The organism is Streptomyces sp. NPDC059909 (assembly GCF_042730885.1).
Classification (GTDB): domain Bacteria; phylum Actinomycetota; class Actinomycetes; order Streptomycetales; family Streptomycetaceae; genus Streptomyces.
This window is the reverse complement of sequence record NZ_JBHWKX010000033.1, coordinates 47,286-73,139: the sequence shown is the minus strand read 5'-3', so window position 1 is coordinate 73,139 and position 25,854 is coordinate 47,286. Positions and strand designations below refer to the sequence as shown.

General features: G+C 71.3%; 23 protein-coding genes and 1 pseudogene. 14 read left to right on the top strand and 10 right to left on the bottom strand.

Annotation, left to right across the window (positions count from 1 at the left end):
- Positions 1–481: 481 nt before the first annotated feature.
- A complete protein-coding gene (locus ACFV9O_RS22690) occupies positions 482–1,396 on the top strand; it encodes a replication-relaxation family protein (protein WP_385420609.1) in 915 nt (304 codons plus the stop codon).
- A 675-nt stretch (positions 1,397–2,071) separates the two neighbouring features.
- On the opposite strand, the gene ACFV9O_RS22685 is transcribed toward ACFV9O_RS22690, so the two are convergent.
- Genes ACFV9O_RS22685 through ACFV9O_RS22675 form a run of 3 tightly spaced genes read right to left on the bottom strand, consistent with a single transcriptional unit; the run spans position 2,072 to position 4,629 of the window.
- The gene (locus tag ACFV9O_RS22685; RefSeq protein WP_385420607.1) at positions 2,072–2,611 is read right to left on the bottom strand and encodes a hypothetical protein; all 540 of its coding nucleotides are present in this window, start codon (positions 2,609–2,611) and stop codon (positions 2,072–2,074) included.
- Positions 2,612–2,615: 4 nt separating this feature from the next.
- Complete coding sequence (locus ACFV9O_RS22680; protein WP_385420605.1) at positions 2,616–3,518, bottom strand: hypothetical protein; 903 nt, start codon at positions 3,516–3,518, stop codon at positions 2,616–2,618.
- A gap of 22 nt (positions 3,519–3,540) precedes the next feature.
- Positions 3,541–4,629 carry a hypothetical protein gene (locus ACFV9O_RS22675; RefSeq protein ID WP_385420603.1) on the bottom strand — a complete coding sequence of 363 codons (1,089 nt, stop codon included), beginning with the start codon at positions 4,627–4,629 and terminating at the stop codon, positions 3,541–3,543.
- 700 nt (positions 4,630–5,329) lie between these two features.
- Here ACFV9O_RS22675 and ACFV9O_RS22670 point away from each other — a divergent pair.
- The 12 genes and pseudogenes from ACFV9O_RS22670 (at position 5,330) to ACFV9O_RS22615 (ending at position 18,933) form a co-directional block, all read left to right on the top strand.
- Positions 5,330–6,265: a conjugal transfer protein gene (locus ACFV9O_RS22670; protein WP_385420602.1), complete on the top strand. Its 936-nt coding sequence runs from the start codon at positions 5,330–5,332 to the stop codon at positions 6,263–6,265.
- Positions 6,262–6,594 carry a hypothetical protein gene (locus ACFV9O_RS22665; RefSeq protein ID WP_385420601.1) on the top strand — a complete coding sequence of 111 codons (333 nt, stop codon included), beginning with the start codon at positions 6,262–6,264 and terminating at the stop codon, positions 6,592–6,594. The genes ACFV9O_RS22670 and ACFV9O_RS22665 overlap by 4 nt, the downstream gene beginning before the upstream one ends.
- A complete protein-coding gene (locus ACFV9O_RS22660) occupies positions 6,591–7,181 on the top strand; it encodes a hypothetical protein (protein ID WP_385420600.1) in 591 nt (196 codons plus the stop codon). Before ACFV9O_RS22665 ends, ACFV9O_RS22660 begins: the two co-directional genes overlap by 4 nt.
- Entirely contained in the window at positions 7,178–9,877 is a 2,700-nt protein-coding gene (locus ACFV9O_RS22655; protein WP_385420598.1) for an ATP-binding protein, read from the top strand. The genes ACFV9O_RS22660 and ACFV9O_RS22655 overlap by 4 nt, the downstream gene beginning before the upstream one ends.
- Positions 9,874–10,230 (top strand): hypothetical protein, encoded by a 357-nt coding sequence (locus ACFV9O_RS22650; RefSeq protein WP_385420596.1) that lies wholly within the window; start codon positions 9,874–9,876, stop codon positions 10,228–10,230. Before ACFV9O_RS22655 ends, ACFV9O_RS22650 begins: the two co-directional genes overlap by 4 nt.
- A complete protein-coding gene (locus ACFV9O_RS22645) occupies positions 10,230–12,872 on the top strand; it encodes a hypothetical protein (protein ID WP_385420594.1) in 2,643 nt (880 codons plus the stop codon). The genes ACFV9O_RS22650 and ACFV9O_RS22645 overlap by 1 nt, the downstream gene beginning before the upstream one ends.
- Positions 12,869–14,020, top strand: a complete 1,152-nt coding sequence (locus ACFV9O_RS22640; protein WP_385420592.1) for an NlpC/P60 family protein — start codon at positions 12,869–12,871, stop codon at positions 14,018–14,020. The genes ACFV9O_RS22645 and ACFV9O_RS22640 overlap by 4 nt, the downstream gene beginning before the upstream one ends.
- On the top strand, positions 14,017–14,670 hold the full coding sequence (locus tag ACFV9O_RS22635; protein WP_385420590.1) for a hypothetical protein: 654 nt from the start codon (positions 14,017–14,019) through the stop codon (positions 14,668–14,670). The genes ACFV9O_RS22640 and ACFV9O_RS22635 overlap by 4 nt, the downstream gene beginning before the upstream one ends.
- Positions 14,643–17,270 carry an ATP/GTP-binding protein gene (locus ACFV9O_RS22630; protein WP_385420588.1) on the top strand — a complete coding sequence of 876 codons (2,628 nt, stop codon included), beginning with the start codon at positions 14,643–14,645 and terminating at the stop codon, positions 17,268–17,270. Before ACFV9O_RS22635 ends, ACFV9O_RS22630 begins: the two co-directional genes overlap by 28 nt.
- A pseudogene (locus ACFV9O_RS22625) lies at positions 17,267–18,191 on the top strand (replication-relaxation family protein). Before ACFV9O_RS22630 ends, ACFV9O_RS22625 begins: the two are co-directional and overlap by 4 nt.
- A gap of 102 nt (positions 18,192–18,293) precedes the next feature.
- Positions 18,294–18,542 carry an antitoxin MazE7 gene (locus ACFV9O_RS22620; protein WP_385420587.1) on the top strand — a complete coding sequence of 83 codons (249 nt, stop codon included), beginning with the start codon at positions 18,294–18,296 and terminating at the stop codon, positions 18,540–18,542.
- A 4-nt stretch (positions 18,543–18,546) separates the two neighbouring features.
- A complete protein-coding gene (locus ACFV9O_RS22615; RefSeq protein ID WP_385420585.1) occupies positions 18,547–18,933 on the top strand; it encodes a toxin Doc in 387 nt (128 codons plus the stop codon).
- A gap of 197 nt (positions 18,934–19,130) precedes the next feature.
- Here the strand turns inward: ACFV9O_RS22615 and ACFV9O_RS22610 are convergent, their stop codons facing one another.
- A complete protein-coding gene (locus ACFV9O_RS22610; protein ID WP_385420584.1) occupies positions 19,131–19,541 on the bottom strand; it encodes a hypothetical protein in 411 nt (136 codons plus the stop codon).
- Between the two features lie 317 nt (positions 19,542–19,858).
- Here ACFV9O_RS22610 and ACFV9O_RS22605 point away from each other — a divergent pair, with 317 nt between their 5' ends.
- The gene (locus ACFV9O_RS22605; protein WP_385420582.1) at positions 19,859–19,990 is read left to right on the top strand and encodes a hypothetical protein; all 132 of its coding nucleotides are present in this window, start codon (positions 19,859–19,861) and stop codon (positions 19,988–19,990) included.
- Positions 19,991–20,071: 81 nt separating this feature from the next.
- On the opposite strand, the gene ACFV9O_RS22600 is transcribed toward ACFV9O_RS22605, so the two are convergent.
- The 6 genes from ACFV9O_RS22600 to ACFV9O_RS22575 form a co-directional block, all read right to left on the bottom strand.
- On the bottom strand, positions 20,072–20,926 hold the full coding sequence (locus ACFV9O_RS22600; RefSeq protein ID WP_385420581.1) for a hypothetical protein: 855 nt from the start codon (positions 20,924–20,926) through the stop codon (positions 20,072–20,074).
- Positions 20,913–21,266 carry a hypothetical protein gene (locus tag ACFV9O_RS22595; protein ID WP_385420579.1) on the bottom strand — a complete coding sequence of 118 codons (354 nt, stop codon included), beginning with the start codon at positions 21,264–21,266 and terminating at the stop codon, positions 20,913–20,915. Before ACFV9O_RS22595 ends, ACFV9O_RS22600 begins: the two co-directional genes overlap by 14 nt.
- 68 nt (positions 21,267–21,334) lie before the next feature.
- Entirely contained in the window at positions 21,335–22,348 is a 1,014-nt protein-coding gene (locus ACFV9O_RS22590) for an NAD(P)H-dependent glycerol-3-phosphate dehydrogenase (protein WP_385420578.1), read from the bottom strand.
- Positions 22,345–23,226, bottom strand: a complete 882-nt coding sequence (locus ACFV9O_RS22585; protein ID WP_385420576.1) for a class I SAM-dependent methyltransferase — start codon at positions 23,224–23,226, stop codon at positions 22,345–22,347. The genes ACFV9O_RS22590 and ACFV9O_RS22585 overlap by 4 nt, the downstream gene beginning before the upstream one ends.
- The gene (locus ACFV9O_RS22580; RefSeq protein WP_385420574.1) at positions 23,223–24,371 is read right to left on the bottom strand and encodes a YcaO-like family protein; all 1,149 of its coding nucleotides are present in this window, start codon (positions 24,369–24,371) and stop codon (positions 23,223–23,225) included. Before ACFV9O_RS22580 ends, ACFV9O_RS22585 begins: the two co-directional genes overlap by 4 nt.
- On the bottom strand, positions 24,358–25,542 hold the full coding sequence (locus ACFV9O_RS22575) for a TfuA-like protein (protein ID WP_385420572.1): 1,185 nt from the start codon (positions 25,540–25,542) through the stop codon (positions 24,358–24,360). The genes ACFV9O_RS22580 and ACFV9O_RS22575 overlap by 14 nt, the downstream gene beginning before the upstream one ends.
- Positions 25,543–25,854 lie beyond the last annotated feature (312 nt).

Here is a 25,854-nt window from a genome sequence, read left to right as displayed (position 1 = left end):
TCCGACCGCGAGGCTGTTTCAAGTTCGTTACCACGGTTGGGACTTCGTGGTCGGGAGTCTGGTCGGGCCCCACGGGTTTCCTCATCAACAACCGAAGCTTCTGAACGAGACCGCCACGACCCGCGGAAGGAACACCCATGAGCAGCGCTTGGACGTGCAACGGCTGCGGCGTCCTCAACTCGACCGCGCGTCATGCGAAGCGTGCGGCACGAGCAGCCCGACCGCCACCGCTGCCGATCTCCGAGAACTGCCCTGATGGACGCGGCTGCGGCCCGCACGCCCCAGGTCGAGGAAACCGCACGAGGCAATCACCGATTGGCTGACCACTTCGGCAGCGTGATGAATGCCCACCTCGACGATGCCCTCGCAGTGCGGCGACGCGGCATCGCGTGACCGGCGCGTCGAGGGACCCGTGTTCACGTGCGCGGAGCCGCCCAGTGCTCAGCGCCCAGGCCGCAGGCGTGCGTCGAAAGGATTTTGCATGACCAGCCCCGCACTGAGTACTCCGGCCACTGGCTTGGCCCCCAGCCCCGCTGAACCTCTGCGTCACCAGGTCCTGGCCGGGCTCGCCCAGCACCGCATCGCCACCACCAGCCAGCTGCGCCGGATGCTGCGGCCGGACGGCACGCGGCAGCTGCTGTCACGCGTTCTGAACAAGCTGCGCTCCGACGGCTTCGTCGACTGCACGGCGCTGCCGGATGCCAACCGCTCACGTACCAACGCCTGGTACCTCACGCAGGAAGGTTCGCGTCTGACCCGAGATCTGCCTGTCCTGCGGGGGCGGCCGCCCTACCCCATCGCCTCGACCACGGCTGCGTCGCTGAAGACCCCGCACACGCTCGCCGTCGTGCGCGCCCATCTGGCCTTTGCCGCAGATGCCCGTCGACTCGGGCACGAGCACGGCCCCTGGGACTGGACCCCTGAGGTGTCTCACGCCATCGGCGAGGGCGAGCGGATTGTTGCCGACGCTGTCATGTACTACACCGTCGTCGAGAGCGAGCACCGGCGAAAGCTGCGCGCATTCGTGGAAGTCGATCGCAGCACCATGAGCAGCGAGCGGCTGGCCGTGAAGTTGATCGAGTACGCCCGTCTGTTCCAGTACGAGGCCCAGCCCGTCGGCCGCCGTAGGCCCGCCGCCGCAGGCCCTGCCTGGCTCCGCTGGTATCCGGTCTTTCCCCGCGTGCTCTTCGTTCTCACCGGTGCCTCCCGAGCCAGGCTGGACAATCGGATGAGCGATCTGCAGGCGATGGTTGCTCAGCACCCGCTCGTAGCGGCCCTGGCCCGCGAGGTCCGGCTCGGAGCCGCCGTGCTGGAAGACATCGAGCAACACGGTCCCGCCCAGGCCGTGTGGGTGCCTCTGGCCGGCGGCAAGCCTCGCCCGTGGACCGAGTTGTGAGTCCCCTGCGCGAGCGATAGGTGGTGATCAGCCACCGCCCCAGGACCGGTGTCCTGGGGCGGCAGGCGTTTGTCCGTACTGTCAGGGGTCCCGGGCGACGGGCTCCTGCCGCCGCTGTGCGAGCTGCACCAGGTCGGTGGTGACGCGTTCCCCAGTCGCCGACCGTCGGCCAGTCGGCGCCACCGTTCAGTTCGTGAGTGAGGGTGGCCAGCGGGATGACCTCGCCTGGATGCCGTCCTTGGGTGAGAAGGTCGTGGATCCGGGTGCCATCGGGCTGGTGCACCTGCGGGTAGCAGGGTGTCGGCCGCCACCACGGTGGTGTTGATCTCCTGGGTTCCGGGGCCGGGTAGTACGGCTCGTGTGCGAAGAGCAGGTAGACGTCCGGAGTGCGGGCTGCGGGGCCGGGCTCGGGACCCCCGGTTGTCACCGCGTCCACGCTCTCGCGGCCGTGGCGGGCCAGGTTGGCGACGGTTACCTGCCAGCCGTCCCGGTGGGTGCTGATGTAGCCGAAGAGCCCCTTTGCCCGGTGCGAGATCCGACGGTCACGGAACAGCCCGTTGGCGATCTGCGTGAACTGATCCCCGGCCATCGCCGTTTTCCGTACCCGAACTCCACGTTCCTCCCGTCCTTGACGGGTGCGGGGTGAGATCAGTAACCCGCAGCCACGTGAGCCGCTTATGCGCGCTGGCCGAGCGGCGGCAGTAGGCCGTCGCCAGGCCATAGGGGCTGTTCGGCCGCGGCGTCTGTGAGGTACTCGCAGACCCGGGCCAGGACGGCGGCCCGTTCGGCGGGCCCGTAGATGGTGAACTGGCCGGCGGCCGAATCAAGAGCGCGCACTTGGGAGTGGGGGCCGTTGCAGACGAGGGCGCGCGCAATCTCGGGCAGCCCGAGGCTGAGCGCGTCGCAGTCGCCGGTTCGCGCAAGTCGCAGCACATCCCCGGTGACGCTCTCCCAGTCCCCGACGCTGGGCCAGTCTGCGCCGCCGTTCAGTTCGTGGGTGAGGGTGGCCAGGGGGACGATCTCGCCCAGGCGGCGCCCGCGGGTGAGACGGTCGTGGATCTTCGCGCCGTCGGGCTGCCGTACGCGCGGATGGAGAAGTGTCGCCGCGGCGACCACGGTGGCGTTGGTTTCCTGCTGGCTGGGGCCCTGGTAGTAGGGCTCGTGCGCGAAGAGCAAGTAGACGTCCGTGGTGTGGTCCGGGTGCGGTTGGCTCATGTGATCAGGCTCCTTCGGGGGGTGAGGCATTGAGCGGGTATGGGCTGTGGGTCATGCCGCCGAATCGGGCTGGGGCGGTTGGCGGCTGGTCAGCTGTGCGGAGGTTCGGCGGCCCTGAATCGGCGCCGGATGAGGTGCTCTCCGGCTGGTTGGGAGTGAGGATTTGGCCGACCTGCGCGGCAAGTTGCACCAGGAGCCGTTCGCGGGCGATGAGCCGGCTGGAGACACGGCGGGGGTCCTGTCGCAGCAGCAGGTCGGCGGTGTCCCACAGGAGGTGCTGGCCGATCTCGACGGCTCGGAGCAGTTCGTGTCGCTCGCTTCCGGAGGCGGCCCGGACGAGATGGGTGTGCCAGGCGGCGAGCCGCTGCATGTACCGGGTGGCGGTCTTGGCCTCGACGACCCGGGCATGCCGGCGGACGCGGTCGTCGAGCCGGTCGGGCAGGTGGTCGGCGAGCACCGTCACGAGGGCCACGGACACCAGCGCGATGTCGGTGGGCACGTCGTGGCTGATCGCGAGGAGGGCCGCGAAGCAGCCGACCAGTCCAAGAACTGCGGCGGACAGCCGGAGCGACCCGGGGATCGAGGCAGCCAGTCCGATACGGCGGGCGGGGCGCCGGGTGAGCCAGCGCACGCCCAGACGCTGTATTCGCGTCGCGGCAGGCGGCAGGATGCCGATCTGGTGCGGCAGTTCGGGCAGGCGACCGTCGGCGGGCACGGTCCAGGTCAGCCAGCCCCAACTCGTGCGCTCGTGGACAAGGACGGGCTCGCACCGCCTGCAGTCATCGGTGCGGGCGTGGCCGTTGCGGAAGGCACTGGATCGCTCCGCCGTCCACCGTTCCGGGTCATGGGCAAACGGGCGCAGGCCCACCGCGGCGGCCGGCGGCGGCGTGTAGAGCGTGTGCGTCATGAGTGCTCCCTCCGGATTGGGGTCATCGGGGCGTGAAGGCGGTGGCACAGGTGGTGCAGCGGCCGTCGCCGCTGGGGTGGGCACGCCGGGGCGTGGGTCCGGAGCAGGTTCGGCACAGCGGCCAGTTGAGGCATTCGGGGCACAGGTCCTCGCCCGGGGCGGTTCCGGGTTTTCCGCAGCCGGAGCATTCGACGAGCGCCCGGTAGGTCAGGGCATCGCTCACCGTGAGGTCGGCGGAAGCCGTGGTCGAACGACCCGAGGACTTGGCTGTGTCGGTGTGGTGGGCCCAGACGGCGGGGGGCGGGTAGGCCTGGGCGGCGCGCAGGCGGGCGGCGATGATCGCACCAACGGAGGTGCGGATGGGGTGGGGCAGCGGTCGGCCGGCGATGACGTGCTGAAGCTGCTCGGGAGTCCAGCCGGCGTCCAGCATGAGGGTCAGGATCTGGCCCTGGTCGCTCAGCGCCTTGCCGGTCAGCAGCAGCTCGGGGTGGTGCGCCCCGATCGCCAGCAGCAGCCGGGCCCCGGCCGAGGGATCCTTCGTCGCAGGGTCCTGGGGTGCGGGCTCTGGCGTGTCGTGTGCCGGGCATGGATCGACGCCGCTTTCGTGCGCGTGCGCGTTACGGACGGAAGGACGGACGGGGTTGGTGTTCTGGTCTGTGGTGTTCTTTCTCTTGGTGTTCTTTGTGTGCGGGTCAGCCTGCGCAGGTTCAGCCTGCGCAGGGATTTCCGACTCTGGCTGTGACCTGCGGATCTGTGCTGCGGCTGACCGGGCAGAAGCAGAGGGCCTTGGTTCGTCCCGTTCGGGTATGTCGGTGATGAAGTAGGCGATTTCGCCGAGGGTGCCGTCCGGGCGCCGCTGGCGCTCGCGGACCAGGTATCCGTGCTTCTCCAGTTCCTTCAGCCCGCTGGTGACCGCGTCCTTTCCGTCGGGCCCGAGCTGAGCGAGTTGCGCGGCGCTCACCCGCCATCCGTCGCGGTGGGTGCTGATGAGTCCGAAGAGTCCCTTCGCTTTGAAGGAGATCGCCGGGTCCCGGAACAGGTCGTTGCGGATCTGCGTGAAGTGGTCGGCCGCCATGGGGCCGCGCCGGATCCCCGCCCCGTAGCCGCTCATCGCGCTGCCCCCGGAGAGGCACCGACACACCGGCACGGGCGGCAGGTCGCGCATACGCGAGCAAGACGGCCGCTGCCGGCGGGCGATGAGACGTGCATGAGTTCCATGGAGGCAGCTCACCCACTGCCCCCTACCGGATCGGCGGCCACAGGCCCTGACCACAGATCACGATCCGGGAACATGCCGCGATGTGCGTGGTCGGCCTCAGGGTCGCCCCCGACCACGCGTGGCCGGCCGCGGCCTGGGGCGGTGCGCAGCCCACCTGCGCACCGCCGACCCAGGGGTGAGGACACCCGTGCGCACCGGGCAGACGGTTCTTGCGCAGTCGGGTCTCGGGTGCGGCTGCGCAACCGGTCACGCGGAAGCGGCCGTCCGGCCGCGCAGCCAGGTGTCCCGTGCGCAGGCCGCTGGTGCAGCACTCGTTGCGCAGGCCGCCGTGGTGACCCTTTCCCCTCCCGATCAGCTTTCCTTCGCCGCGGGGCGGCCGGATCGGCGAGCCAGTCGGCAGGCGGACGGTCCCAGCGGGCCCCGGTCAGGGTGCCTCTTGCCGTGGTCATCTGCGGTCGGGGCGACCACAGGCCCGACCACGGGTTTGTGTCCGCTTCGTGATGCTGGTCGGTCTTTCGTGGTCGGTGGTCGGGTCGGGGACGACGGGTTGGCTCCAGTCAGCAACAGTCCGTTCTGACCTGGGAGTTTGCACATGTCTCTGGCCAAGCGAGCATCGGGGAGCGAGAGTGCGCCGCCGATGGCCGCGGGGGTGGCGCTGCAGCAGATGCGGCGCCGTGTGCGCCTTGGGCGCATGGGTGTATGGGGAGCGGTGGCAGCCGGACCGGTCGCCCTGGCCGTGGCGGTCACCGGGCCGCCGACCGTGGTCGAGGCGGCCACGCCGGCGACGCCGACCGCGGTGCGCACGGTGGCGGCCGCCGACCCGTCGGGGTACGCCGAGGTGTTCCTCGGCGCGTGGCTGCGCAGCAGCGCGACGGAGGATGGCAGTGCGCAGGCGCGGCTTGTGCAGTCGATGGCGCCGGATGTGGAGTTGCCCGACCTGGCGGCCAGTGCGCAGGCGCAGCCGCGGGACGTGGTGGCGGTGCGCAGTGTGCAACGCTCGGCCGGCCGGTGGTCGGTGACGGTGGCTGCGCAGTACGCCGACGGCGGTGTGCGGTACTTCGTGGTGCCGGTCGTTGCCGACTCTGGCGGGGGCTCCTTCGCCGTGGCCGGTGCCCCGGGTGCAGTGGCCGGCCCGGCGCGGGCCGGCGTGCCTCAATCGCCGTATTCCGTGACGGTCACCTCGGACAGCGAGCTGTCGTCCACGGTCGGCGAGTTCCTCACCGCGTACCTGGCCGGTGCCGGCGGGGTCGACCGCTACCTGGCACCGGGGGTGAAGCTGTCAGCCCTCTCCCCCGCTGCCTTCAGCGCCGCCACGGTCAAGCAGCTGCTCGCCGTTGAGGAAGTTGCGGCCGCCGCCTCGGTGCCGAAGGACGGCACTCGGGCGCGGGTCTGGGCGCAGGTGGAGGCCCAAGACGCATCGGGGCGGTGGCCTCTGGCGTACGAGCTCACGCTCGAGGCCCGCTCGGGCCGGTGGGAGGTGGCGGCGCTGGAGTCCGGCACGGCCCAGAGCGGGGGTGGGCGCTCATGAACACGCTGAACAGCTTGATGCTCGCCGGGCAGCTCGATGACCTCGGCGACTCGTGGATCACCATGCTCCAGGACTGGGCGACCAAGGGCCTGCAGGCCGGTCTGATCGTGATCGTCGTCGTGGTCATGGTTCAGAAATTCAGTCTGAAGGCAGGCATCGGCGCCCTGCTGCTGCTCGTGATCGCGCTGGGGCTCTACAACTCGCGCAACGACCTGGCCCGCATGTTCGAGGACGAGGTCAAGAACCCCGCGAAGTCTGCGCCTGCCGTGGTGCAGCCCGTCGCTCCGGCCGGCCGTGACCATGCCGCAGGGACGGGGGGCCGGCTGTGAGCGCGGCCGCCCGGGTGGGGCGCTTCTACACATCTTCCCGCCGCCATCCCTGGGTGCTGGGCAAGGTCGCCGACTGGCGTATCCCGCTCGGCCCCTACACCCCGGCCCAGATCGCTCTGGCTGTCGGCGGCGGTTTCGTGCTGATCAAGACGATCTCGCTGTGGTCGTGGATGGGCCCGGTGCCGGTCGCGGCATGGGTACTGGCGATCTGGGCGGTGCGCCGCCCGAGGATCGCGGGCCGGGCGCCGCTCCCGGCGGCGATCGGCTGGCTGCTGCTGGCCGGGCAGCCGCGCGGCGGCCGGATCGGTGGGCGAGCCGCCCGCGACCGCGCCGCCCGCCCGCTGCTCGGGGGCTTCGTCATTGAAGACCCGGCGGCTGCGGGGATGGGGGCCATTCCGGCAGAGGCTGCGTCAGCGAAACGCCGTACGGCTTCCGTCGGCGGGCGGGCACCTGGTAGCGGGGCCGCGCTCCGGTCGCCCCGCCGGCGTCCGGCGTCGGACAGCGTGACGCGGCTGCAGGTGGTCGTTCCGGTGTCGGGCGTGCAGGGGCTGCTGGAACTCAGCGGCCAGGGCGGGGGTGTGCGATGAGGGTGCCGATCCGTCATATCGCCGGGCATCTGGTGTGGTCGACGCACGGCAGCGTGTGGGCTCTCTACCGGCTGCACCCGGGCCCCGACGAGCATGGGCGCAGCGAGGAGACGGTGCAGGGCACCTACGTTCCTACATCTGTGCGCGACGAGCAGTTGTCGAAGATCACGCATCTGGTGCGGTCTTTGTCGGGTGCCCCTCGGCTGTTCGGGCTGTGTGCCCAGGTGGATCCGGGCGAGGTTGCCCTGCGGATGATCGAGGGCATTGAGCCGCCCGCCCATCCTCCGGAGGAGGTGCATCCGTGGGTGGAGAACGTCGAGGCGGCGCTTGGGCTGCTGGACGGTCAGGAGATGCACCGCCGCACGCTGTGGCTGGCCGTGCCGTTGCAGAGCGACGGGAGCGGTCTGCAGGTGGCCGCCTCGGTGGGGGCGGTGTGGGCGGAGGTGTCCCAGGCGTTCGGGATGCGGCCGGCCGCTGTTTCACGGCGCGAGGTGACCGCTTACCGGGAGCAGGCCTCGCGGGTGGAGGCCGCTCTCGCGGGCGGGATCGCCTTCCGTCCGGCCCGGCCGGCGGAGGTCGTGTGGATGGTGCAGCACGCCCTGCACCGGGGACGTGTCGAACCGCTTCTGGCCGAGGCCGAGGCCAGCGACCTGTATGGCGGGCAGCTTCACGGCGGGGCATTGCACTCCCCCAGCTACGCCGACCTGGGCCAGGTCCGGCTCCAGGAGGGCGGCATCGCCCAGGAGGTCGACAACGACGACGAGGACCTGCAGGGCGCGGACGGGATAGCGCCTTCGGGCCGCAAGGCCTGGTGGCGGCTGAAGGCCGCCTCCCCACTGAGGCGCCGCTGGCTGCAGGTGGAGGGCGAGGCCGGCGTGGGCTACCAGGCGCAGCTGGCGCTGGCGGAGTGCCCGCCGGCGGTGAATGCGGACGCGGCCGACCTGTTCGCCCAGCTGGAGACGCTGGACTTCCCGGTCGACTACACCGTCGACCTCACGCTGGTGCCCGCGGAGAAGGCCAAGGAGCAGGTGCGGCGCAAGAAGAACGAACTCGTCGACCAGGCCGACCAGTACGACGCCCGTCCCACCGGGATGCCCGCCTCGCTCACCGAGGCTGCCCGGGATCTGGGCGAGCTGGATGCCCGGCTGTCGCGCACCGGCGTCGAGGTGGAGGTGCAGTCCGTCACGGTGCTCACCGTGTGGGGGCCGACCGCCCAGGTCTGCGACGCTCGGGCGCGGGCGCTGGCGGCGCTGCTGGCCGGCGCGGACTACCGGGCGGTGCGCCCGGCCGGGCTGCAGGAGTCCCTGTTCACGCTCGGCCTGCCGGGCACCACGCGGCCCGGGGTCGTACGGGAGTTCACCCAGCATCAGGTCAGCGAGGACTGGGCGCTCAGCGGCGCCTTCACCGTGGGTGAGGTCGGTGACCCGGGCGGGATGCTGCTGGGGATCGACCTGGACTGCGGCACCAGCCGTCCCGTGATGATCAACGTGGCGGATGCGCCGAAGCAGGACGCCTCCGCCTCCATGGGCATCGTCGGAGATCTGGGCGCGGGCAAGAGCGTCCTGCAGAAGCTCGTCGCGGATGCCGTATGGGCGCGGGGCGGCAGCGCGATCTGCATCGACCGCACCCCGGTACGCGAGTGGGCGAATTTCGCCCGCACCGCCGCAGCGGGGCACTGCCAGATCATCGATGCCGCCCAGGCCGAGGTATCGATCGACCCGCTGCGCATGTTCGACGGGCCCGAGGGCCGCCACTACGCGCTGAGCTACCTCACCCTGCAGCTGGGCATCGGCCCGATGAGCACCTTGGGCGAGGTGCTGCACCACGCGGTCGAGCAGGCCGCCGCCGGCCAGGCGCCGTCGATGCACCGCGTCCTTGAGGTGCTCGAGCAGATGGCCACCGATCAGGTGGGCAAGCGGCAGGATGCGGCGGCCACCCTCGCCGGCCTGGTGCGTGTCGTGGCGAGCAATCCGCTGGCGCGGATGGTGTTCGACCCCGCCCTGCCGCCGGTGCGGCTGGACCCGTCCGGCGCCTCCGACATGATCGTGATCACGACGACGGGGCTGAAACTGCCGCCCAAGGCCGCGTTCGATCAGCCCGAGGTGCTGCGACAGCAGCCGTTGGAGGCGCTGATCGGGCGGGCCGTGCTCTACCTGATCGCGGCGATCGCCCGGCAGAAGGCGTTCGAGGACCCGACACGGTTCTGTGCAGTGGTGCTGGACGAGCTGTACTGGCTGACCAGCTCCGCGGAGGGCACCGCGCTGGTGCACGAGATCCTGCACGACGGCCGCAAGCACGGCGCCGGGCTGATTGCCGGATCGCACGACGCCGAGGAACTCGGCCCCGACCGCGGGCTGATGGCCTACCGGGTGCTCGCCCGCACCGCCGATCGCGAACGGGCCCGCCGCGGACTTGAGTTCCTCGGCCTCGATGCGGGCGATCCGGAGCTGCTGCGGCTGGTGACCACCGGCCTGTCGCCAGTCGGCCAAAAGGGCCGCGAGGGCGAGGTGCTGCTCGCGTGCCCGCGCCAGAACACCGGACGCGTCAAGGTCGTCATCCCTCGCATCGCGCGGATCGCTTCGTCCATCACCACCACCCCCGGCCGGCGTATGAGCGGCAGCCCGCAGGCGCCGGATGCAGGGCCACGCCCGGAGAACCAGGCCGGCGTCTCCCGCCCGAAGGAGCGCATGCGATGACCACCTCCTCCCGCTGGGACCGGACGCGGCGCACCGCCCGCGCTGCGGGCGCATGGCTGGTGCTCGCTGTCGCCGCGGCGCTTCTTGCCCTGGCCGTCGGGGTGGGCGTGCCTGAGGCGTGGTGGCCGAGGACGGGGCAGGCCTTCGCCGCGAACTCCCAGCAGCCTCAGGGGGACCCGTGTGACCTGGTCCCGGGTCCGGCCAAGGAGTACTGCGTCCGCGACGCGGGCGACGCCAGTTCCGCGGCCCGCGCCGAACCCCACGCCAGCGCGGTCTGGGTGCTGCTGCCGACCGCGGCCCTGGTCGGTATCGCCCTGCGGCGTCGGGGCGCTGTCGTGCAAAGGCAGGGGTAATGCGACGTCCAGACCGCGCAACGCTCCGCTCGGCCGGCTTCGTCGTCCTACTTACCGCCGTCTTCGTCCTGGTGAACAGCCAGGTGGTGTACGCGGCGGGCAGCAGCAGCGAGACCGGTGACCTTCTCGCCCCTTTGAACATCGACACCTCCGAGGGCGTGCCGATCAATGGCTACGAGCTGAACGCCGAAGGCGGCTCCATCGTCTCCTTCAAGACGCAGGCGCTCGCCTTTGCCCTCAGCGGCCTGTTCACCCTGATCCGACTGCTGGTCGGCCTGGCGGGCTGGGCGATCGAGGCCGCATTCCGGTTCCCACTGCTGCGCATCCTGTCCGAGCCCGCGCAGAAGGTATCCGACGCGTACAACCATGTGGTCGTCGACAGCCTTGGGCTCAAGGGCGCGCTGCTGGCCTGGGCGTTCGTGTTCTGCCTGTTCATGTTCGTGCGGGGCAAGGTCGCCAAAGGGCTGGGCGAGATCTTCCTGACCCTGCTGATCGCTGCCTTCGCCGCCTCAGCGTTCGTGCGCCCCGACTACCTGCTCGCCAAGGACGGCCCGTGGGGGCAGACCCAGCAGGTGGCTGCCGAAGTCGCCCAGCAGACGGTCAACTCCTACGACTGGGGCGGAAAGGTCACCAGCCGGGGGCCGTGCGACGGCATGGTCGAGCAGCAGGAAGAACAGTGCCGGGTACGCGAGGCCGCCAAGCCCGTCAAGGCGAGTGAGGTCGCTCGTCCCATCCAGGACTCGATCACCAACGCCGTCGTCGTCAAGCCGTACATGCTGCTGCAGTACGGGCGCGTCCTCGACCCGGGCAAGGCCTCCGACCGCGAGGCCTATGCCGTGCACCTGAAGTGGGTCAGCGGCGGCTACAAGGCCGGCGCCAAGAAGGACAACAAGGGCAACAAGGATGCGTGCAGCCTGCTCAGGGGGCCGGCCAAGGAGTACTGCCGCGACGGCAACGACGCGCGCCGGGGTGATCAGGCCCCGCCGGAGTTCACCCCCGGTGGCGAACTGCTGGACATCGTCAGCCCTGTCGTCAGCGAGGAAGACAAGGAGTTTGCTGCCTTTCTCGCCGACCTCAAGGAGGCCGGGCCGGTCGGCAAGGCCTGCGCCGAGTACGCCAAGAAGCCCACCTGGTGGCGGGTCGGCGGGGCAGCACTGCTGCTGATCGCCGCGCTGCTGATCTGCGGCATGCTGCTCTCCAGCGCGATCGTGCTGCTCGGCACCCAGGCCATCACCGCCGCGGCCGCGGCCGCCGGCGGCGTCACTTTCATCGCGGCCATGGTGCCCGGTCCGCCGCGCCAGTCGGTGTGGAAGTGGCTGTCGCTGTGGGGCATCGCGATGCTCGCCGTCGTCGCGGTGTCGGCATTCATTCCGTTCTTCGGCATCGCCGTCGACGCCATCCTCACCGACGGCCCGGATCTGATGGTGGAGCGGATTCTGCTCCTGGACGTCCTGGCCATCGCTGGTGCGGCCGGGCATCGGTGGCTGCTGAGCGGCATCACCTCGTTCGGCCGTCGCATGGCGATGCGCATGCGGTACGCCAAGGTCGGCGGCACGCACATGCCGGGCGACACCTCCGAACTCGGCGCCGCGCTCGCCATGAACCTGCCCCTTGGTGGGGGCGGGGGGCTGCGCTCCTTCGCAGGCGGCAGGTACGGCATGCTCGGCACCCGCCAGCGCCTGATGGGCGCGCTCGCGTCGATGTTCGACGGCGCGGGCATGCCGATCGACACGGGCCGGATGCTGGCCGACGCCGGCGCGGAAGCCGGGCGCGGACTCGCTCCCCTGACCGCTGCGGCGGTCGGCACGGGTGTCGGGGTGCGGCTCGGCACGAAGGGGGCGTACGGGCTGCTGATCGGCAAGCGACCGGATCGGGAGCAGCTGGCCAAGTGGCGCAAGCCGACCGGCGTCGACGGCGAAGGCGACTCGCACACCGGCGGCAACCAGGAGTGGGCAGGTCGTCGGGGCGGGCCTGCGGACCGGTACCGCAACGACGACGAGGGCCAGATCATCGACCCCCACACGGGGGAGGTCCTGCACGACCAGAACGCCGACCGCACCCTGCTGTCCACGCGTGCGCACAACCGGCTCGTGCGGCTGCGCGGCTATCGCATCCTCAACCGCGGGACCCGCGCCGTCTACGGCGCCACCTACGGGCTGCCGGAGAATGTCCGCCGCGCCCGGGCGGGCGGATCGAGGTACACCGAGGACGCCCGCACCCAGGTGCGGGTGTGGGGCAACACGGTGCGCGAGGACGGCCGGCCCTGGGCGGACATGGGCCGGCACGCGGCCGGGGTCATGCAGGGACACCGGGACGACCGCGCAGGCACGGGCCCGTTCGCCAGCCGTCGCCTGGCCACCGGGACCACCCGCACAGCAACGGCGCGCCCAACCACCACTGCAGGCAGCAACTCCCGCCCGGCGTCCTCCAGTTCGGCAGCCGGACCCGCCGCGCCTACTACCCCCTCTCCAGCGTCAAGGCCGGTGGCCCACGATCCCGCGGCACTGCGGCGCCGGGTGATCGGGAGCCTTGGGGGCGGCGATCCCGACGTGCGGCGCAGGCTGCTGGACGAGCTCGACCGTGGCCACACGGACGGCTCGCGCCCCCGCCCGGAGGCGGGCGACGGCGGTGACGGTTCATGAGCCGCCGACGACACAGCCGGAAGGCCAGGTGGGGCTGCCTGGGCGTGATGCTGCTGTTCACCGCTGTGTGCTGCGCAGCCCCGCTCACCGGCGCGATCAGCGCAGTCACCGCGCTGCAGGCGGGTACGCAGGACGACGGCATCGCCGAGGGCGGCACCGCCGCGGACATCCCGCCGCGCATGCTCACCGCCTACAAGAAGGCGGTGCAGCTGGTCGGGCGCCACGTGCCCACCTGCCGCGGCATGCGCTGGCCGATCCTGGCGGGGATCGCCAAGGTCGAGTCCCAGCACGCGGTGGGCCGGAACATCTCCGACCACGGTGACATCCGCCCGAAGATCTACGGGGTGCTGCTCAACGGCTCCGGCGCGGGCGGCAACACCACCGTCTTCCCCGACACCGACGGCGGCAGGTGGGATGGCACCTCCCGAGGCGAGCGGGCGGTCGGCCCCTTCCAGTTCCTCCCCTCCACCTGGGACGGCGTCGGGAAGGACGCAAGCGGAGACAAGAAGGCGGACCCGCACAACGCCGACGACGCAGCCCTGGGCGCCGCCATCTACCTGTGCGGCAGTGGCCGGGACTTGAACAAGCGCGCCCAGCTGGGGAGCGCCATCTTCCAGTACAACCGCTCGGACGAGTACGTCGCCAATGTGCTGGGCTGGATCGACCAGTACACCGCGGCCGCCAAGGGCCCCGAGCTGAAGAACACCTCGGGCAAGGTCCGCACGGTGCTCGAGGCCGCGCTCGCCCAGCGGGGTCTGCCCTACTCGTGGGGCGGCGGCAACGCCAAGGGCCCCAGCACGGGAATCTGTTGCTCGCCCAGCGGAAAGAGCGGCGCCCACATCAAGGGCTTCGACTGCTCGGGCCTGACCCTGTACGCGTACGCGAAGGTCGGCATCAGCCTGCCGCACTTTGCGGCCGCCCAGGCCGGCTACGGCCGGCGGATCCCCGCCCGTCTCGGCAAGAGCGCCCTCAAGCCGGGCGACCTGGTCTTCTACGCCTACGCCCCCGGGCGGGACTCCACGATCCACCACGTCGGCATCTACGTCGGAAACGGCCAGATGGTCAACGCCCCACGGCCCGGCACCCGCATCCGCCTCGACCCGGTCGATGCAATGCCCGGCTACGCAGGAGGAGCCCGCCTCCTATGACATCGACCTCATCGCGCTCACCGCGTGGGCTCCTGGCCGCCACCGCGCTGCTGGCCCTGACCGGGATGATCCTCCTGTCCCTGCCTCACGGCACGAATACACCGGCCGCGCCCCTCACGCCGGAGGCGGCCGCCCCGGCAAACGGTCACCCGACTGCCTCCCCCACCGACCGCACCACACCCACGACAGACGGCTCACCCTCGGACGAACCGGCAACCGCAGGCCCGACGGGTACAGGGCCGGCGTCCGCGCTGCCGCCGCACGGCGAAGGCTACGCAGGCGACCGGGCCATCCACCAGGCGCTGGAAGAGGCCTGGCCCGCGGACCTGGCCGCCGACGACGAGCGGCAGCTGCTGGCGGCGGGGAGGGCCCTGCTGCGCGCGGACGCCACCGGCATCCAACGCGGCCAGTGGCCCACGGTCTTCCCCACCGATGGCCGGGCGGTGGCGCCGGCCTTCACCCGGTTCCGCATCCAGGCCGCCATCGCCCGCCAGGACGGCGGACCCAACCAGGCCGTGGTGCACCTGGTGTGGGCCGGAGCCGACCGCGGCGGCACCTACACCGACGGCCGCATCAGCGACCTGTCCTTCACCCGCACACCGAACAAGAAGGGACCCTCCGCATGGACTCCGCAGCAGCGCCGCACCTGACCAGCCACGCCAGCCACGCGGCGCCGGGCCAGGTGCTCGGACTGCTCACCGGCCTCGTCGACACCGCCGAGTGGCTCGCCGACCACTGGTACCTGCTCGCCCTGGCCGTCGCCACAGCCTGGGGCGTGGGCGAGGCCGTGGTGCGCCGGCTCGCGCTCAAGGCCTCGGCCGAGCGGATGGCCCTCGAACTCGTGCCCAGCCGGCACTTCGACCCCGGCCTGGAGGAGATCTTCCGGCGCGGGGTGCAGCTCGCCCGCGCCTCCACCAGCATGCCCTGGTGGGCGCCGCGCCGGACGAAGGCCGTGCGCATCCGGCTGCGCGCCGACGGCTCCAGCCCCCTGCGCTACCGCATCGAAGGCCCGGCCGGCGGGGAACGTCTGCTGTCCATCACCCCGTTCGGCCCGGCCGTCACCGTCACCAAAGCCAGGCCGACCCTGGACAAGGCCCGCGAGCACACCGTGCGGGCGGAGTTCATCCTGCGCGGCAAGCCCATCGCCCCGCTGCGCGAGGTGCCGCTCGACCCCGACCCGCTGCAGCCGCTCGTCGATGCCGTCTTGGACCTGCGGGCGGATCTCGGTGATCTCGCCGAAGTCCGCCTGGACATCCAGCGCGCCCCCAAGTGGGCGCTTCGGGCCCGCCGCATACAGCTGATGCAGGCCGCGCGCCGCCATGAGCGGCGCGAGACCGAGCGCGCCGCCCGGTGGGTCCGCCGAGATGCCGCCGGGATCGAGGACTCGCTCGCCTGGCAGTTCCAGCAGCTTCTCAGCGGCAAGCAAGGCGGGGCAGGTGGTCGTCGGCTGGTCATGCCTCCCACACCGCGCCGTGTCGACCCGGCCGAGGCGCTGGGCAAGCTCGCCGACGACGACCAACTGGTGCGCGTGCAACTGCTCGTCACCTGTGCATCCAACACCGAGGGCCGCGCCCATGCCCGGCTCAGCCGGCTCCAGGCCGCCCTGGATGTGTTCGGCGGCCGCTCCCGGTGGGCGATGCGCGGGCTGCGCATCGGCCCGTGGCGCCTCGGTGCCGACCGCTGGCCCAGCCGCCGCGGCTTTGAGCGCCGCTGGAAGTACGGCCACTGTCAGCCACCCCGGGCGAACTGGGTGCGGCTGGAGGAGCTGACCGGGCTGCTGAAGCCGCCCACCGTGCACTGCCGTCTGCCGCTGCTCGCCGGTGATCTGCCCACGTTCTCCTTCGGCGACCCCGAACTGCTGCTGCAGGGCCTCTACCGGGCCCCGGACGGCCGTGAGCGCCTGGTCGCCACCTACGCGTCCGAGACGCTGTTCGAGTGCGCGGTCGGCAAGGCCGGCGGCGGCAAGACCGAACGCGCGCTCGCCCAGGCGATCGGGTGGGCGCACGCCGGCGGGGGGCTGATGTTCGTCGACCCGCACCGCGACTCCTGGCCCAGGGCCGCGAAGTTCCTGGCCCACGACCACCTCATGCAGCGCATCGCCCTGATCGACCTCAACGCCCATGGCCCCACACCTGAGTTGAGTTCGTGGAATCCGCTGTCCATGCAGCACGGCCAGGCCCCGCACGAGGTCGTGGAGGCCGTCACCGATGCCTTCGCATCAGCGCTCGGCTGGGACGATGTCAGCGCGCCCCGCGCGATCACCATCATCACCGCCGCGCTGGCCATGCTCGTCGCCGTCAACCAGACCGCCTGCCAAACCGGGCACCCCCAGGACCAGGCCACGATCTTCCACGTGCGGGCCCTGCTCACCGACCCCGCCTTCCGCGCCGTCGCGCTCGCCGCAACCGGCGAGCGGCTCGATGAGGAGACCCGCGCCTGGTGGCAGACCGTGTTCCCGACCCTGCCCCCCGACGCGTTCGCCGTGGTCCTCAACCCCCTCACCCGCCTGGCCGCCAACCCTGTCACCAGGGCCTTCCTCGGCCAGCCCGTCGGCGCCTACAACATCCGGGCCGCCATGGACCACCGGATGATCGTGTGGGTGTGCCCGGCCGGGAACGGGCCCACCGACCGGCTGCTGACCGCACTGCTCGCCCGCGACCTCCTGCGTGCCGTGCGCTCCCGCCGCGACACCCCCGAAGACCAGCGGGTGCCCTTCCGCCCCTACTTCGACGAGCTGATCACCCTCACCGGCGCGGCGCCGGAGACGATCGCCGCCATGTTCGAGGACTTCCGCAAGTACAAGGCACACGTCCACGGCATGACGCAGCTGCTGGCCCGGCTACCAGGCCCAGTACGGCTCTCACTGACGCAGAACGCCTCCACGCTGGCGACCACCGCAGGATCGAAAACCGCGATCGCTCCGATCACCGCCGAGTGGGGCGACAACCCCACCCCCGACCAGGTCACCGTCCTGGACCGGTTCGAGCACTACGCCTCCCTGACCGTGCACGGCCGCCGCATCGGCCCAGTACGGCTTCGAGGGCCCCACCTCGATGAGGTCTTCGCCGACCAGGCCCGCCCCGGCAACGTCGCCGCCCTCGAACAAGCCGCCCGGGCAACCGCCAGGGCGCTCCCCCTGGACCAGCTCACCACGCGCGCAGCCGGCCAGCTCGGCCGCGTCACCGCCCTCCTCACCCAGCACGCTCCCGCCGGCTCCAGCGCCGCACGGCTCACGAAGGGATACGAATGACCACCGCCAACCTCCCCGAGGAGCGTGCCGCCTCGCCCGTTTTCACGCCCAGCCCCGTCGAGCCGCTCCCGCAACAACTGCTGACCGTACTCGCCCAGCACCGCATGGCCACGACCAGGCAGCTCCACACCCTGCTTCGGCCCGGCGCAACCCGCCAAGCACTCTCCCAGCCGCTCAACACTCTTCGCCGCGAACGCCTGGTCGACTTCGCCGTCCTGCCGCAATCGAACCGCACCCGCGCCTGGTACCTCACACCGAGGGGCGCCCGCCTCACCAGGGACTGGCCCGCACTGCGCGGCCGCCCGCCCTACCCGATCACTTCGGCCACGGCCGCGTCACTCAAGACCCCCCACACCCTCACCGTGGTCCGTACACACCTGGCCTTCGTCACCGACGCCCGCCGACGCTGCGACGAACACGGCCCCCCTGGACTGGACGCCCGAGGTCTCGCACGCGATCGGCGACGGCGAGAAAGTCGTAGCGGACGCGGTCATGCACTACACCCTCGTCACCGAGCAGCAGCGCCGAAAGCTGCGCGCGTTCATCGAAGTGGACCGCTCCACCATGGGCAGCGAACGCCTCGCAGCAAAGCTGATCGAGTACGCCCGACTGTGGTCCTACGACCCGCAGCCCGCCAGCCGCGCGCGGCGCCCACAAGGCGCCGCCGGATCCGGGTGGCTGCGCTGGTACCCCGTATTCCCGCGTGTGCTGTTCGTCCTGACCGGTGCCTCCCGGCACACGCTGAATCACCGGATCAGCGACCTGCAGGCCATGGCCGCCCAGCACCCCCTCGTTGCCGCCCTCGCCCGCGACGTGCCCCTCGCTGCGGCCGTTCTCGACGACCTCGAAGCACACGGGCCCACCGAATCCGTGTGGATGCCGCTGGCTGGCGGGGGCCGTCGCTCCTGGACGGAGCTGTGACTTTTCGTGAGCGTCGACATTGGCCATCACCGAAGGCTCGGGGCAGGGAGATCTTCCGAAGGTGGGTAGTCAGCGCGGTATGCCGAGCGGCATACTCGAGCTATGGCAGACACCAGCGTCAAGATCGACGACGTCACCCGGGACCGACTCAAGGCTCTGGCCGACGATGCGGGCATGTCCATGAAGGACTACCTCGCCAAGGTGGCCGAGGAGAAGGAGCACGAGAAGCGGCTCGAGACGGCGACCGCCGCGTTCCGCCGCGTCATCGCCGAGCCGGGCATTCTCGACCGTTTCGACGCCGACTTCGGCGGACTTCCGCCAGTGCGCCACGAGACCCCGCGGGCGGCCTGAACCTGTGGACCTGCTCGTCGACTACCGATGGCTCCTGGCCCGCCAGGAAGACATCCTCCGCACCGATCTCACCGTCAACGACCTCAGCGTGCTCGTCGGCATGGCGGCCCGCCACCGGGTTGATCCGCCGCGACTCGACCAGAGTCACCCCGATGCCTTCTGGCGGGCCGCCGTGTTCCTGGAGGAGTGCGTACTGCTGCGCCCTCTCCCCACGCGCAACGAGGCCTACGGGTACGGCCTCGCCCTCGCCTACCTGGAGGCCTCCGGGGAACGCGTCGACGCAACGTACGAACCGTGGCACAAGCTGATCACCGACATCCGCACTCTTCGGCTGGACTCGTACGAGATCGCCGAACGACTCCGGTCGTGGCGGCTCCCGACCGATGGATGATCCCCTCAAGGGGCGGCGGGAGGTGGGTCTTGCCCACGGTGATTCCAGCTCCGCGGACAACAAGTGCTGAAGCGAGGGGCGCTTGGCCCGGCCTCGGTGACGTGCGAGCACGACAGGCAGCGGGCTCGCGTACGCCGTGCTCCGCGCCACGGCATAGTTCGGTCCCCGCCGCAGGGAGAGCAGGGTGACGGTGGTCGTCACGGGGTTGCTTGTCCGGATGAGGTTGCGCCTGCCTGAGGTGCCGAGTGGCGATTGTCGCAGCTGGTTTGGATCCAGGTGCGGTACTGATCTCCGCGGAAGCGGGGGCGGCCGGGGTGGCCGCAGGTCTCGCACATCTGCTCGGAGGCGAGTTCAGCGGTGTCGATGAGCGCGGTAGCTGCGTCGGTGAATTCGCCGTCGAACTCGCCCTGATCGTCGAAGCGGTCCGCGACGGCGATGCGCAGGCCGCCGAACTTCGTACCGAAGCTCTCAATCTGGTAGTCGGGGGCGAGGGCGACCAGGTCGCGGTGGAGCCGATCCAGCAGGGTGTCCCAGCCGGGCCCGACGGTGTGGGCCTGGGCGGGGATCTGCCCGGTGAGGAGACGGGAGCCTGTCGCGGTGTCGTCCATGGAGCCATGCTGCCCTGCGGCAGTGACAGTGGCTGCTGCCGCACGGCGGCGCCCGGGGTCAGGGGCGGGTGGCAATGATCGCTTCGGTGCGGATGACCTCCTCGAAGCGGCCGTCGGGGTTGAAGGCGAGCAGGGCCTCGCGCAGGTCGCGTTCGAAGGCGTCTTTGTGGTCGCCAAGTTGGGCGGGGGCTGGACTATCCCGAACTCGACTGCATCGACACCTCGATCCCCGCAGGCGAGAACACGAACCTGTAACTGCACCTGGCCCGACCCGCGAGCGGGGCACGCTCCTGCCCGAGGATTTCCACCTCGGCCTCTTGGTCAAGCTCGGCGAGGCCCGCAAGCGGGCCCAGGACAGCGACGAAGACCTGGCCCTCTTTGCTGACCTCGACGACAACGGCCAGTGGGGCTGGTCGGTGTTCACCGTCTCGGAGCTTTGGAACGACTGACGCATCCAGACCCACGGCTGACCAATCAGCACGGCCTACGGCCACGGCGCCGGCTCAGCGTGGCTGCTCCACACGCTGCGATCAGGCGGCGAAGGCAACGTAGGTGCCGACCGTGAGGCCGGAGAAGGTGAGGAGCTGGCGGGGCTTGAGGCAGGTGAAGGCGGTGTGCATCCCGATGCCGGCGGCGACGGCATACGGCGTCGTCTGCGGGATGAGCAGCGCGGGGGGCAGCGCGATCTCAGCAGTGATGACGGCGGCTGCGACCAGGCGCCAGAGGATGATGTCGCGGGCGGTGAGGTTGCCCGTGTGGCGGCGGACGAAGCCGGGGACGGCGTACTGGCGCCGGTAGGGGAGCTGGTCCTTGACCTGGGTGTAGACGTGAATCCATTGGGCGAGGTAGAGGCCAGTGCGGAATTGGCGGGAGCGAATCTTCTGCCAGGCGCTGTTCCAGTAGATGTCGGTGGTGATCAGCACGAGGAGGCACTGTGCCCAGGTGTTGGCCGTGCTGGGGCTGTGCTCGATGCGGAGACCGTGGCCGAGGTCTCCGGCGGCCAAGAGGCAGGCGCCGGTCAGCAGGGTGTAGCGGACGGCGTTGGGGCTCTTGAGGTAGAGGAGTTCCATGGCGGCTCCGGCGAGGACCAGCAGGAGTGCCAGCCGGGTGCCAAGGCCAACGGCCAGGACGAGGGCGGCGGCCGTGCGGACGATCAGCGCGGGCCGGTAGACGGTGATCAGGAGGTGGGCCCGGGCGGGTCCGAGGCGTTGCTCGGCGAGGTGGGCGCTGAGCGACCCGGGGGCGAAGCGGTCCCAGCCGCCCTGACCGAAGGCGAGGGCGAAGCGCAGGGTGCACACGGTTCCGAAGATGATCCGGAACCACTGGAGTTGTCCGGGGTCGGTGGGGTGCTGGAAGCCGGAGGCGAGGGCGTCAAAAAACCACACGGCTGTCCCTCACCTCTACGGGCTGCTCACCGCGGGCAGACAGGACGCGACCGTGTCCGTCGATCTGGTCGTACCGACCGCTGCGGGTGAGGTAGTTGATGATCGCCTGGAGCTGAGGCGGACCGAGGATGAAGGAGCCCGGGGACAGATAGTCGTAGACGTTCACCGGCTCGATGCGGCCGTCCTTGGTGCCGGTGAGCGTGACGACGGTGAAGGTGGCCCGGCAGAACATCTTCCAGCGCAGCCAGCGGCCGGGCAGGCGGGTGAAGCCGGTGATCATCCACGCCACCAGGCCGATGGTGACGGCGATCTGGACAGTGGACAGCAGGGACACGTTCATGGGCAGGAGCCTCCGGGTGGGGAGGGTGAAGGTGATGGGTGGGCGGCCCCGTGACCGAGGCGCCGGGGTCAGCGCTCGGGCTTCGGGGGCCGCTGCATCAGCGCGGCCGTAGCCTGGTCGAGGGTGACCTTCTCGTGCAGCAGGGCGGAGATCACTTCCGTGATCGGCATTTCGACCCCGTGGGCGCGGGCCAGGGCGAGGATCGCCTCCGCGCTCTTGACGCCCTCGGTGGTCTGCCGGGTGGCGGCCGTCGCCTGCTCGACGCTCAGGCCTCGGCCGAGGTGGGTGCCGAAGGTGCGGTTGCGGGAGAGCGGGGAGGAGCAGGTGGCCACCAGGTCGCCCAGGCCGGCCAGACCGGCGAGGGTGGCCGGATGGGCGCCCATGGCCGTGGCCAGCCGGGTGGTCTCCGCCAGTCCCCGGGTGATGAGCATCGCCGCGGCGTTGTCGCCCATGCCCATGCCCGAGGCGATACCGACCGCGAGAGCGATGACGTTCTTCACCGCGCCGCCCAGCTCGCAGCCGGTCACGTCGGTGCTGGTGTAGGGCCGGAAGTACGGGGTGTGGCACGCCTGCTGGAAGCGGCGGGCTGCGGCTTCGTCGGGGCAGGCGACGGTGGCTGCGGCGGGCTGGCCGTCCATGATCTCGCGGGCCAGGTTCGGCCCCGACAGCACCGCGACCCGGTCAGCAGAGACGTCGGCCACCTCGGTGATGACCTCGCTCGCCCGCTTCCCGGTGTCCATCTCGATGCCCTTCATCAGCGACACGATCACGGTGTCGGGCCCGATGTGCGGCGCCCACGCGGCGAGGTTGGTCCGCAGGGTCTGCGCGGGGATGGACAGCACCAGGAAGTCCGCTCCCGCCAGTACGGCGGCCGGATCGGTCGTCGCGGTCAGGGCGGCGGGCAGCTCGATGTCCGGGAAGTAGCCGGGGTTGCGGTGAACCGTGTTGATCGCGTCGGCGATCTCGCTGCGGCGGGCATGCACGATGACGTCGGTGCCGGCGTCGGCCATGATCTTGGCGACGGCGGTACCCCAGGACCCGGCCGAGAACACCGCCGCACGGGCGGAACGGTGCTGGCTCACTGCGGGGTCCTCTCGCTGAGTACGGCCCTGTCGCCCGGGTTGCGGTCGGGCCCGGTCATCGTATCGGCCGTTCCGGGAGCGGCCGGGGCGGTCGCGGGGCGCCGCAGGGTCAGCAGGACGGCGCGACGGCCCGGCAGTGCGGGCAGCACCTGGTGCGCCTCGCGCAGCATGTTCTCGGCCTGAACCTCGCCCAGCTCGCGAAGCAGTTCATCGGCGTGGGCGATCCACAGCCGGTAGAGCCGGTCCCACATCGTGGGCTCGGCGGGGCGCTCGTCCACGTGCTCCACCGTGAGCCCGGCGGCGCGAGCCTGCTCGGGCCAGGCTGGTGTTGCTCCGCGCCGCAGCGCCCGGGTCACGACCAGTCGGCCGCCCGGGGCCAGGACGCGGCCGAGCTCGCGCACCGCCGCGTCCCGGACGGTGGCGCGGCCGAGGGCGTCCACGCACACGATGCCGTGGGCACAGGAGTCGGGCAGGCCGGTGTCCTCCAGCTCGGCAACGCGGAAGGCTGCGCGGTCGGTGCCCCCGCCGAGGAAGTGGGGTCGGCGGGCCGTGGCCTGGGCGACGGCGACCGGGGACAGGTCGAAACCCTCCAGGCGAAGGGTGAGAGCGCGGGCCAACCACAGGCCGATGCCGCCAGTGCCACAGCCGGCGTCCACCAGGAGCTGGCCCGGCCGCATCCGCAGCCGCGCGGTCATCAACCCCAACAGAGGCCAGTCGCAGGAACTGGAGTCGACGACCTCGGCCGGGTAGTCCTCCCCCATCGCCTCGGCGTACAGGCGGGAGACGAGCCCTGTGCGGGCCCGGGCCGCGTGGAAGGCGTCGTACTGGGCGGAGCGCTGTCCGCCGGGCGCGTCCGGCGCCGCCGTGGTGGGATTCATCGGGGCATCGACCTCCTGATTCGCGAGCGGGTACCGGGGCAGACGACCTGCACGGCGTGAACGGGGCCGGCGGGGTCCGACAGGTCCAGAGCCACCGGCTCGTGCCCGGTGACGCGTGCGACCCGCCAGGCCACGTCCCCGGCCTGTTCGGCGAAGCCGCCGCCAGCCGTGGACAAATGGCCTGTCATCTCCGGCCAGGGTGCGAACCTCGTGGTCTGCGCCGGGCGGAAGGGCGGGATGTCGAACGAGGCGGGATCGCTCGGGAAGTCGTCCCGGGTCCCGGCGATGGCGGTCAGCCGGGACTGCGCAGCCTCGGTTAGCGCCCGGGTCAGCGCGATCGCCGGGGTGCTGTGGCAGCCGCCGCCAGCGAAGACCACGGGGAGATCCTCCGACCACAAGTAGGCCACACACACCGGCAGCCCGTACGGGCCGTCCACCAGCGCGACCTCCAGCGCCATGCCGGCGGCCACCAGCCGGTCGATCAGCTCCCGGCCGTGGAGGTCATCGACCGTCCCGGGCGCGATGAGGGTGCGCCGCCGCCCGCCGGATTGCCCGTCCCGGTACAGCACATCCCGTTCAACGACCTCGAACAGGGCGTGCAGCAGCGCCTCGTCCTTCGTGTTCCCGCATGCCAGGCCGGTACTGGTCGCGCGCAGCAGATCCGGGCTCCACTCGGGCCGCTGCGCCCGGCGGCGGACCAGGTCGATCGGCAGCAGCACCTTCTCGCCGCTGACCACGGCGGTGCCAGGCGTCCACTCCCAAACCATCCGGGCCAGGGTGTGCTCGGGGTACGGGACGGTCAGCGGCAGTGCGGCCACGGGGCAGTTGGGGGCGACCTCGGCGGCCGGGCCGTGGGCAGCGACGGGCAGCGGCTGCTCGACGTGCCACAGCTCGATCGCCTCCATCACGGCCGACAGCTTCGCCAGCAGGTCAGTGCCGCCCTTGCCCTGGGACGTACTCAGGGTCAGCGAGGCGGGGCGGATCGCCGTCCAGACCGGCAGCCCGATGCAGTCCAGGCCGGTCAACTTCGCGACTCGGGTGATGCCGTATTCCGGCAGGCGTCCGGCCACCGCGTCCCACGTCTCCTCGGGTATCCGGGCGCGTACCGTGCCCGGCAGCGCCACCAGGTCGTCATCGCGCACCACTTGCCATCTCCTTTCGCTCGTTAAGGAATCCGGGCATGAGCCGCTTGGCCGCCTCTACGGCGCGTGCCCCGCAGACCAGCCCGCGGGCGGACGCCTCCGCGTCGAACCGCTGCGCAGGGCACCGCCACACCCGCACCAGGACCCGGCGGGTGAGGTCACCACGCACCGCCGCGGTTGAGAACCCCGGTCGGCTGCGGCGAGCCCGCGCGAGAGCGTCGGCGTACCGGGCAACCGCCTGGCGGTCCTCCGGGGTCTCGCTGGCCAGCAGCAGTGCCACGGTCGTCTCATCCCGCAGGTCGACCGCCGGGTGAAACACGTGATGGGCAGGCAGATCCCCGCCGGTGACCTGGCCCAGCCGCTCCGCCAGCGGCAGGCCCGGCTCGTCGCTGGCCGGATGCCGGGAGCGGTATTCGAGGTAGGCCGCCCACGTCTTCCGGAACGCCGGGTCGAACACCTGCTGATAGACGATGCGGTCCTCGGTGGACAGCTCCAGGCCGTCCACGCGTTCGCGGGCAAAGGCGTTGGACCACTGCCGGAAGTACGTCGTCTCCCACACCGAAGGCGCCGGCTGGGAGTCGGCCCGCGGCGCCCAGCCGCTGAGTGCAGTGCGTACGGCCGCGAGGGCGTCGGCGCGCTTGAGGTCTCCGAAGTTCCGGTCCTGATCGCGCCGCTCGGCCAGCCATCCGGCGAACTCCGTCTCGCCCTGGCGGCGGCAGACGGCCCGCACCGCGGCTGTGGTGCGCTGCGGGTAGTAGACCGCGTGCAGCGCCGTCAGCGTCCTGGTTGCCCGTTCGGCGTCGAGTACCCCAGCCGACCGGGCCAGCTGAAGGGCGTGCCGGAGGTTGACCACCGACCAGGTCAGCGCGTCCCACTCCCCGTCAGGGGCCTGCCCGACGGCCACCTCGTCGTCGCCGTCGATCTCCCCCCGAACGTAGGCGGTGTAGATGCTGCCGACCCCGAGCATCCCGAACGGCGCCAATTCGGCCGCCCGCAGCGCGCCGATGCTCGCCGCCCCGATCAGCCGAACCCCCCGGCCCATTGCGGCCAGGATCTCCTTGTGGCGCAGCGCCGGCGCCTGGTGATACACCCCGTCGATGATCAACGCTGTGTCGCCACCGCGGATCGCGGTATCGAACAGGTCGCCGTGCCGCACCGGCGGCCACACCCGCACGCCCGGCGCCCTAAGCAACGACTCGGACCGCGCCAGCGTCGGCCCGACGAACACATGAATCACTGCGACCCCCCAGACGGTGAAGCGCCAGGGGCGCCCCTCCCCGGCCCCGAAGGAACCGAAGAGAAGGGAGGGAGGGACGCCCGGGTCAGAACGCGCGAGTCGAGAACTACTCCTCGTCCTCGACGTCGACCGCGACCACCACGGCCCCGGTGATCTCCTCGAGCTCCTCCAACGAGGCGCTGACGGCGGCGACGCCGGACTTGGACTGCTCCACGGCCTTCTCCTTCCTGCTCGGTCGGACGGTGCGGG

What these genes read in the sequence shown, in the direction of transcription:
- ACFV9O_RS22675 (WP_385420603.1), bottom strand. Translation starts at nt 4,629, where the DNA reads ATGAGCGGCTACGGGGCGGGGATCCGGCGCGGCCCCATGGCGGCCGAC.
- ACFV9O_RS22640 (WP_385420592.1), top strand. Translation starts at nt 12,869, where the DNA reads ATGAGCCGCCGACGACACAGCCGGAAGGCCAGGTGGGGCTGCCTGGGC.
- ACFV9O_RS22690 (WP_385420609.1), top strand. Translation starts at nt 482, where the DNA reads ATGACCAGCCCCGCACTGAGTACTCCGGCCACTGGCTTGGCCCCCAGC.
- ACFV9O_RS22620 (WP_385420587.1), top strand. Translation starts at nt 18,294, where the DNA reads ATGGCAGACACCAGCGTCAAGATCGACGACGTCACCCGGGACCGACTC.
- ACFV9O_RS22680 (WP_385420605.1), bottom strand. Translation starts at nt 3,518, where the DNA reads ATGACGCACACGCTCTACACGCCGCCGCCGGCCGCCGCGGTGGGCCTG.
- ACFV9O_RS22665 (WP_385420601.1), top strand. Translation starts at nt 6,262, where the DNA reads ATGAACACGCTGAACAGCTTGATGCTCGCCGGGCAGCTCGATGACCTC.
- ACFV9O_RS22585 (WP_385420576.1), bottom strand. Translation starts at nt 23,226, where the DNA reads ATGAATCCCACCACGGCGGCGCCGGACGCGCCCGGCGGACAGCGCTCC.
- ACFV9O_RS22610 (WP_385420584.1), bottom strand. Translation starts at nt 19,541, where the DNA reads ATGGACGACACCGCGACAGGCTCCCGTCTCCTCACCGGGCAGATCCCC.
- ACFV9O_RS22645 (WP_385420594.1), top strand. Translation starts at nt 10,230, where the DNA reads ATGCGACGTCCAGACCGCGCAACGCTCCGCTCGGCCGGCTTCGTCGTC.
- ACFV9O_RS22670 (WP_385420602.1), top strand. Translation starts at nt 5,330, where the DNA reads ATGTCTCTGGCCAAGCGAGCATCGGGGAGCGAGAGTGCGCCGCCGATG.
- ACFV9O_RS22655 (WP_385420598.1), top strand. Translation starts at nt 7,178, where the DNA reads ATGAGGGTGCCGATCCGTCATATCGCCGGGCATCTGGTGTGGTCGACG.
- ACFV9O_RS22630 (WP_385420588.1), top strand. Translation starts at nt 14,643, where the DNA reads ATGGACTCCGCAGCAGCGCCGCACCTGACCAGCCACGCCAGCCACGCG.
- ACFV9O_RS22595 (WP_385420579.1), bottom strand. Translation starts at nt 21,266, where the DNA reads ATGAACGTGTCCCTGCTGTCCACTGTCCAGATCGCCGTCACCATCGGC.
- ACFV9O_RS22650 (WP_385420596.1), top strand. Translation starts at nt 9,874, where the DNA reads ATGACCACCTCCTCCCGCTGGGACCGGACGCGGCGCACCGCCCGCGCT.
- ACFV9O_RS22685 (WP_385420607.1), bottom strand. Translation starts at nt 2,611, where the DNA reads ATGAGCCAACCGCACCCGGACCACACCACGGACGTCTACTTGCTCTTC.
- ACFV9O_RS22635 (WP_385420590.1), top strand. Translation starts at nt 14,017, where the DNA reads ATGACATCGACCTCATCGCGCTCACCGCGTGGGCTCCTGGCCGCCACC.